Origin of the sequence: Paenibacillus sp. KS1, assembly GCF_001680695.1 — a bacterium.
Lineage (GTDB): Bacteria > Bacillota > Bacilli > Paenibacillales > Paenibacillaceae > Paenibacillus_B > Paenibacillus_B suaedae.
Window position 1 is genome coordinate 1 of record NZ_MAIS01000149.1, and the last position, 7,591, is coordinate 7,591.

The window sequence follows — 7,591 nt, forward strand, 5'->3', positions numbered from 1 at the left end:
GGCTGTGGTTGTATGGGCTGTGGTTGTATGAGCTGTGCTCATTGCAACGTCGCCTCCCCATAATAAGTTTCTGTTTCCTTCTGCTTATTCTTATGGACAGCCGGAATCACATCTCCGCAAGCCAAATCTCTGTAAGCCAATAACCCTCCAGCACGAACAGCCGTGCGAACTCCCCTTGCAATGGCTTTCGCCACCACATCTGCGGCAAGTGTTCCGACGAGATCCACTGTGGCCTCGATTGAGCCTGTGGAGGCAGCAAAGGCAATATCACCATCGTACATCGTATGAACCGGATAGATTGCTCGCGCAAACCCATCATGTGTCATTTCAGCTACCTTCTTCAACTCCGTCTTCGTCAGTCTCGCATTGGTGGCTACAATGGCTAACGTCGTATTTGTCCCTGTAAATGAAAATGGCTTCTCCTTTAGCCAATGTAGGCTTGCACCATCTTGAAGTTCGCCTTCATCACTGAGCGGCCCGGCAAGCAGTTCTCTAGTGTCTGGATCTCGAATTTCCCCAAGCGCATTTACCGCTACTATCGCTCCCACAACAAGTCCATTTGGCAGCTTGATCGAAGCCGTTCCAATACCTCCCTTCATCGCACGCTCGAATCCGCCGATTTTGCCTACAGAGGCTCCGCATCCCGCACCTACATTGCCTTCGGCAACATCTCCTGATGACGCATCAGATGCTGCTGCGTATCCCATATCACGATCTGGCCGAGCATTCGGACTGCCTACAGACAAATCAAAAAGAACAGCCGCTGGCACAATCGGAACAATCCCGTAGCCTACATCGAATCCGATATTTCTCTCCACCAAATAGTCTGACACTCCCGATGCCGCATCGAGACCGAAACTCCCGCCACCACTCAATACGATGCCATGTATGCGATCGACGAGATTGGTTGGCTGAAGCAGATCAGTCTCTCGGGTTCCTGGTGCAGAGCCTCGCACATCCACGCTGCATACCGCACCGTCTTCCCAGATCACCACTGTGCATCCTGTCATTCCTTCCTCATCATGCGCTTGGCCAACCCGTGTACCAGGTACATCCGTAATCTGCCCGTTCATTATCCCTCCACCTCCTCACTCAGCAGCTTCGCCTTCTGCTTCCGATTCGGCGTGAGCTTCTTCCAGCCAGCAACGACAGCAATTGTAATAATGACGGAGACAATCGCCTCCGGAATTCCGTTGGTAAGCCCCACACTAACCGCCACTTCTAAGGACAAGTAGTTACGAAGCACAGCCGCCGTCAGTACGAGTACCGTGTTTGTGATTGAACCTATAAACCCCGCTGCACCGATGGCAATGTACTCGTTTTTTCGCTTTAGCGCAGCATAGATCAAATAAGCAAATAGGCCAATAAACAAGCGCGGAACGATCGCGACAAGCGGATCTTTAAATAAAGGAATGGTAGACTCCAGCAAGGAGGTAACGCCAAAAATCAGACCGATGGCCGTGCCGACTCCCCAACCCTCCAATATGGCTCCAACAATGACAGGGATATGTACAATAGTTACCGTTCCCGCTGCGGTCGGAACAGGAATAAAACCTAATTGGGTGACGCCAAGCAGGATGGCAATAGAGCCGAGAACACCGGCAATTACAATTTTGCGAATACCTAGATTTGAATTCATAGGGGTTCCTCCATGTTCATCTGTGTTAAGGGGATGTGAGGCACTTCATCGTCCATTCCATTACAGCCAAATCAACAGATAGGCAGCTCCTACCGCCACAAACAGCAGCAGCACATCAGCAGTTCGAGCTTCAAACGAACGAAACGAGGTTCTGCCATGCGATCGGTATCCTCGCGACTCCATTGCTGCAATTAATTGCTCCGCACGTTGAAGGGCTAATTGAAATAACGGAATGATGAGAGGGAATACCGATTGTGTTCGCTTCATGATCCGCCACCATGGGATCGTACCGAAGGATGCGCCGCGAGCAGCCTGCGCCTTGCGAATCTTATCCATCTCCAGCGCGAACGTTGGGACGAAGCGAAGGGCAATCGTAATCATCATGCAGAAGGCATGAACAGGTACCTTCAACTTCTCCAGCGGGTGCAATAAGCTGTGCATGGCCCGTGCAAGCTGGGTTGTGGTGGTGGTCAGTGTCAGTACACTCACGAGGAGCATCATTTCTACGAACCTCATCGTGGATACAATGACAAGCCTTATCCCGCCTTCTGTCAGCCAGATGAATCCATACTGCCAGTACACCTGACCATTCGCATACACTTTCCCATTGAACAATAATTGAAGAAGGGCCAGAATTAGGAGAAAAGGAAGTGCAGGCTTCAATCCCTTCAAGGCATATCCGATTGGAATGCGCGCAAGGAAGACGATGAACAGACTTATTGCGAGTCCAGCTATATTACCTGCATAAGATTGACAGAAGGCTACGGCGCCTATATATAAGGTGAACGCCGCCAGCTTATACCGTGAATCCCATTGATGGATGAGTGAACGTCCCGGCATGTACTGCCCTATCGTAATATGACGAGCCGAATCAAATGCTTCTGCCATCGTTCTACCCCACCTCCTGATGAAGTAATTTACTTACTTCCGCTACCGTCTCCTCAACCCCGAATGTGCTGCTGTTCATGTCATATCCATTCGCAATCAACGTATGAACAAGCTCCACACTTTGCGGCGTTCCAATGCGATAGCGATGAATGAGCTCCCGTTTAGCAAAGATTTCACGTGTCGTTCCATCAGCGACATTGCTCCCATCCGCCAGTACATACACTCGATCGGCGAGCAGGGCTACTTCTTCCATACTGTGGGTGACAAATATGATGGTTCTCCCCTCATCTCGCGACAATCGCTTGATCTTGTACAGCAGTTCCTGACGAGACATCGGGTCAAGCCCCGCAGTCGGTTCATCAAGCACAAGGACTCGCGGATCCAGAGCTAGCAGTCCTGCAAGTGCGACCTTGCGTTTCTGTCCACCGCTAAGCGCATAGATAGGTCGGTTCCTCATTGTTTCGAACGGAAGCCCAACGAAATCCATCGCGTGCTTCACGCGTTGGATGACCTCCTTCTTCGACAATCCATATTGAAGCGGGCCGTAAGCGATATCATCAGCTACATATTTCTCGAACAATTGATCCTCTGGCTGCTGGAATAGAACCACAACTTGCCTCCGTATTTCGGACTGTAAGTGCTTCGATTTGGACAATTCGTAGCCAAGCACGTTGACTTGCCCGGTTTGGGGAAGCAGTAAGCCATTCAGATGCTGGATGAGCGTCGACTTGCCTGAGCCCGTATGTCCGATGATTGCCACACATTCCCCTGACCTAGCATGGAAATATACATCGTAAAGTGCATCATGCTGAAATGGCGTTCCCTTCATATACGTGTAGGATAACTGCTCAACCTGTACTGCAAATTCAGGCAGACTCATGAAGATAACGCCTCCTTCCGCTGCTGCCACCTCACCACATGCTCGAACTCTTCTACCATTTCAGCTACCGTTAACCGATCTGATCGGAACAATTCCTCATGCCGATGAACGCCCTCTGCTATTCGATTCATTTCTGGCGGCTCCAAATAATAGGCAGCAAGCTGCTCGTGATTCGTGAACAGCTGTCTCGGAGTGCATTCTCGTACAATACGGCCTTCTTGAAACACAATGACACGATCGAAATGAACGACCTCTTCCATATGGTGAGTAACCGATACGATGGACACCCCCTGATTGCGCATCTGCTGGATCACCTCCATCACTTCCCGCCGACCATAGGTGTCGAGCATACTCGTTGACTCGTCAAACACAATACACGAAGGCTCCATCGCCAGTACCCCTGCAATCGCAATGCGCTGCTTCTGGCCCCCTGACAAGCGATGTGGCGGTCGGTCTCGAAATGCCGACATTCCCACCACTTCCAGCGCCTCATCTACACGGCGACGAATTTCATCTTGGGGCACACCGATATTTTCCGGCCCGAATGCAATGTCATCTTCTACAATCGTCTCCACCAACTGATTGTCTGGATGTTGAAACACAATGCCTACTGCCGAGCGGAGTCGCTCCCTTGCTTGCACATTTTTCGTATTCGTACCGGAAACCCATACCTCTCCACTTGAGGGCAGAAGCAATCCATTCAGCAGCTTGGCGAAGGTTGATTTGCCCGAACCGTTATGTCCGACGATGGCCACCGCTTCCCCCTGTGCCAGTTCGAAATCAACACCATAGAGAACTGGAATGCGCTCTTCACTTTCTCCATAATGAAAAGAAGCTCGTTCTACCCGAATGATCGGAACCACATAAATTCCCTCCTTCTCGAAGTATTTAACAACTGTGTCTCAGGAACGAAAAAAGACGTCATTCCCCATGAAGGGAATAACGTCTCCGGTCGTCCGGTCAACATCAACCTATAATTCCGATGTGATTATAATGATTTGAACAGAATCTTATCACCGCCGTATGTACCTGTCAACGATTGTTTTACGCTCTTTTCCATGTGAACGGGATTAATGTTGATAATTCCTATTGACATTTACGCATATAGTGGAATATGATACATCGTAACATACAGGCGAATACGCATCGGCGGTTCGACCAGTCAACTGGAGACACCCGATCCTTCTAACGGATTGGAGTGTCTCCTTTTTATTTTCCGATTAAAAAGGAGGCCTTCTACTTGTCTGTTCAAACCCATCATCATATTGATGAACAAACCCTTCAGATTTGCTGCAATATCCACTGCTCGACGCCTTATTCGGACGACGCTCGCGCCGCTTCTTCAGAGGTGCTGAAATTCCAGACGGAGCTCTGGCCTATACGTCCAAGCATGAGTCGCTTCCCTTGGATGAAATAGAGAAAATTCTTATCCTCCTGGCAGTTGGCGGTGTCACCGGCTGGCATCATTCCGTCACCCGTCATGATCGATATAAGCCACATCTATCCAATTATTCAGGCTCAGCCTCAGGTCGAACGTTTCCATCAGCGGCTGGCTTCCATACCTCTCAGATTTTCTTTACCGACGACACAGGAACGTATCTGTTCGACACGCGAGACACACCTCCGCTTACGGAACGGAATTCAGAGGGCAACCATCGGCTCATTGACCTGATTCAAGCTTATTCCAGCAATATTCGCCGCATTTCCAATCAACGTCTACATATTCCGAATTATGAGCCTTATATGGAGGGGCATAATTCATGGGTTGCGAACAAGCCAGGTACGCTGCTCGTCTTTCCAGTAGGAGACTTGGCTCAGCATACAATTGCGAACCTATGCTTCTATGTCCAAAATGGGCTGTGCATTTACGATGATGTGAACGACCGACCTATTCCGGGCATTGAGCAGTTCCGTGACATTGTCGATGTTGACAATCCGCTTCCGCTTACATTCCTTGATCAATATTCATTGGCAGAACTATCGGCTGAGTTGTCGACCGCGACCTATGCCGGCATGCTCATGCAGCAGGCACTCGGATTAGGCGGCTGGATGTTCGACGGCATTGACCGACTTACTGTGCTTGGAGCTAGCGGGGATCCGAATGTACCTGGACTTGGATTCCGCTATGATACTGACAAGCGGTGGTCGCTCCCTAATCCAACCGGCCTTGAAGGCGTGTTCACTTCGTTTACACCGCCGCATTTTGCAGATATGCGCGCAGCTGTGGATGCGTTCTGTGATCGCAAGTTTGGCAAAAACGGCCCCTTCCATCCCGATACGCCAGGCCCATGGAAGGATAGCCGCAAAGTACGAGGCAGCGCACAAATCCACGATGAACAGTTCCGGGATGCAGTCAGCCATATGGCGCAATACGTTTATGACGCCTTCGGCAAATTTCCGGCTACGGTTCCATCCGTCTTTTCACTTATGTATTTGCAGACCCACCATTTGGATTTGGATTATTATGATCAATTTTTTGGCCCACATGCTTATTTGCGCTCTCATGCGGAGCACCTTGCCAAGTGGCATGGCATCAAGTAATCCGGACATTACAAAGAGGCTCTCCTTATCAAGGGGAGCCTTGTGGTGTTTCCGTTTATTTTAGCAGCTGATTACGCAGCATTGACATCTGCTCGTCCATTTGGAACGCGGATTTGGATAATTCATAGAGTTGGTTGCGCGCATCCTCAGGCACTTCGCCGCCTTCATATTTATAGTTCAGCTTATGTTCTGTCGCTGCCCAGAAATCCATGGAAGATGTGCGCAGCTGAATTTCAGCAGGTACCCACAATACTTCGTGCGAGAGAATGACCTGCGTCTTCACCACCATGTGCAAGCTTTTATAGCCGCTTGGCTTCGGGTTTTGGATGTAATCTTTTACTTGAAGCACTTGGATATCCTCGCGCTGCTCAATGTGCTCTTTCATCATATATACGTCATCCAAAAATGTGGTAACGATCCGCAGTCCCGCAATATCACGAATATTGTTCTGAACCGCATCCATGGAGAACGGAATCCCTTTGCGTTCAATTTTTTTGAGCAAGGACAGTGGATTCTTAACCCGTGCCTTCATATGTTCGATCGGGGAATATCCGAATTTGGTCTTCCAATCGAGATCAATGATTTGAAAATCACTCTGAAGCTCGTTCAGAGCCATTTCATATTGACGAAAAAAACCACCCCAATGCTTCTGTATCGCCTCGAACAATTCAAATTTATTTAAGATAGGCAAGTTCATGCTGTCTCCTCCATCCGATATGTGAACAATGTAACAATACTATATAACCAAGATTACCTCCTCTTGACGCTGAGATCAAATGTACAGGATTGGAAGGAGATGCTCCCCCATTTATTTTAGGGTGATAAAGAAGGAAAAGCGTGAGACTCTCTCGTCTGCACGCTTTTCCTTACTTTTTATATTTGCGCCAATCCAGGCTGCTGTTATTCAATAAATATTCGAAGTTGTTGTCCAGCTTCTTCTGCTCGGCACGGCGGGCTTCTTCAGCCTTCTGGCGCTCTTGTTCCTTGCGAGTGTCTTCTTGGACTTGCAGTTCCTTGGCTTGAGTCTTCAGCTTGTTCAAGACATCGGGACTTAACAAATCCTTCAAGGTAGCCGGCTTCTCCGTGGCAGCCTGAGTCGGAGCCGCTGCTGTTCTGCGTTTTTTCCCCATTCTGATCACCTCGATTTCCCTTTCATTATAGCAGTATTCCTCATGAAGCACCATCTTCCACACAGACAACCCTAAACTGTAATACGATTGATTGCTGATTCGTGTTGCGGATACACATTCATCTACATACATTGTGGGTATTGGTAGAAATGTCCCTATGAAAACTAGTCTGTTTCCAATACATCGTCTCTGTCCATCCAACTTATTCTGAAGGAAGGAGCATACACCATGGATGGGGATCTAAGGAAAAATAGCTACAGCAACCTAGTCCGGTCTAATATTTTCCCTCCGCAAAGTTGTGCAAATGTATTTCCACCCCCGTTTGTCCCAATCCCACCTCATACTGGCCCAACGAGCCCGACTGGCGTACCTACAGGTATAACAGGGCCAACGGGTCCGACCGGCCCAACTGGCGCGACGGGTGCCAACGGACAACGAGGGGCTACTGGTGCCACTGGCTTCACGGGCGCTACTGGTGCTACGGGTGCTACCGGCGTTACTGGCGCTACTGGC

Annotated in this window: 9 protein-coding genes; 2 read left to right on the top strand and 7 right to left on the bottom strand. The window is 49.4% G+C overall.

Features of this window, described 5'->3' with window-relative positions:
• Nucleotides 1–38: 38 nt before the first annotated feature.
• The 5 genes from BBG47_RS26695 to BBG47_RS26715 are packed head-to-tail and all read right to left on the bottom strand — an operon-like array spanning nucleotide 39 to nucleotide 4,270.
• Nucleotides 39–1,073 (bottom strand): P1 family peptidase, encoded by a 1,035-nt coding sequence (locus BBG47_RS26695; RefSeq protein WP_065294272.1) that lies wholly within the window; start codon nucleotides 1,071–1,073, stop codon nucleotides 39–41.
• Complete coding sequence (locus BBG47_RS26700; RefSeq protein ID WP_065294273.1) at nucleotides 1,073–1,639, bottom strand: ECF transporter S component; 567 nt, start codon at nucleotides 1,637–1,639, stop codon at nucleotides 1,073–1,075. The genes BBG47_RS26695 and BBG47_RS26700 overlap by 1 nt, the downstream gene beginning before the upstream one ends.
• 60 nt (nucleotides 1,640–1,699) lie before the next feature.
• A complete protein-coding gene (locus BBG47_RS26705; protein ID WP_065294274.1) occupies nucleotides 1,700–2,527 on the bottom strand; it encodes an energy-coupling factor transporter transmembrane component T family protein in 828 nt (275 codons plus the stop codon).
• Between the two features lie 4 nt (nucleotides 2,528–2,531).
• The gene (locus BBG47_RS26710; RefSeq protein ID WP_065294275.1) at nucleotides 2,532–3,407 is read right to left on the bottom strand and encodes an energy-coupling factor transporter ATPase; all 876 of its coding nucleotides are present in this window, start codon (nucleotides 3,405–3,407) and stop codon (nucleotides 2,532–2,534) included.
• Nucleotides 3,404–4,270 (bottom strand): energy-coupling factor transporter ATPase, encoded by an 867-nt coding sequence (locus tag BBG47_RS26715; protein ID WP_065294276.1) that lies wholly within the window; start codon nucleotides 4,268–4,270, stop codon nucleotides 3,404–3,406. The genes BBG47_RS26710 and BBG47_RS26715 overlap by 4 nt, the downstream gene beginning before the upstream one ends.
• A 377-nt stretch (nucleotides 4,271–4,647) precedes the next feature.
• Here BBG47_RS26715 and BBG47_RS30450 point away from each other — a divergent pair, with 377 nt between their 5' ends.
• Entirely contained in the window at nucleotides 4,648–4,824 is a 177-nt protein-coding gene (locus BBG47_RS30450) for a hypothetical protein (protein ID WP_217492533.1), read from the top strand.
• On the top strand, nucleotides 4,812–5,948 hold the full coding sequence (locus tag BBG47_RS26720) for a hypothetical protein (RefSeq protein ID WP_217492534.1): 1,137 nt from the start codon (nucleotides 4,812–4,814) through the stop codon (nucleotides 5,946–5,948). Before BBG47_RS30450 ends, BBG47_RS26720 begins: the two co-directional genes overlap by 13 nt.
• Nucleotides 5,949–6,003: 55 nt before the next feature.
• On the opposite strand, the gene BBG47_RS26725 is transcribed toward BBG47_RS26720, so the two are convergent.
• Together BBG47_RS26725 and BBG47_RS26730 are read right to left on the bottom strand one after the other, a co-directional pair.
• On the bottom strand, nucleotides 6,004–6,645 hold the full coding sequence (locus tag BBG47_RS26725; RefSeq protein WP_021262317.1) for a GTP pyrophosphokinase: 642 nt from the start codon (nucleotides 6,643–6,645) through the stop codon (nucleotides 6,004–6,006).
• Nucleotides 6,646–6,814: 169 nt separating this feature from the next.
• Complete coding sequence (locus BBG47_RS26730) at nucleotides 6,815–7,078, bottom strand: YqkE family protein (RefSeq protein ID WP_028532639.1); 264 nt, start codon at nucleotides 7,076–7,078, stop codon at nucleotides 6,815–6,817.
• Between the last annotated feature and the right edge of the window lie 513 nt (nucleotides 7,079–7,591).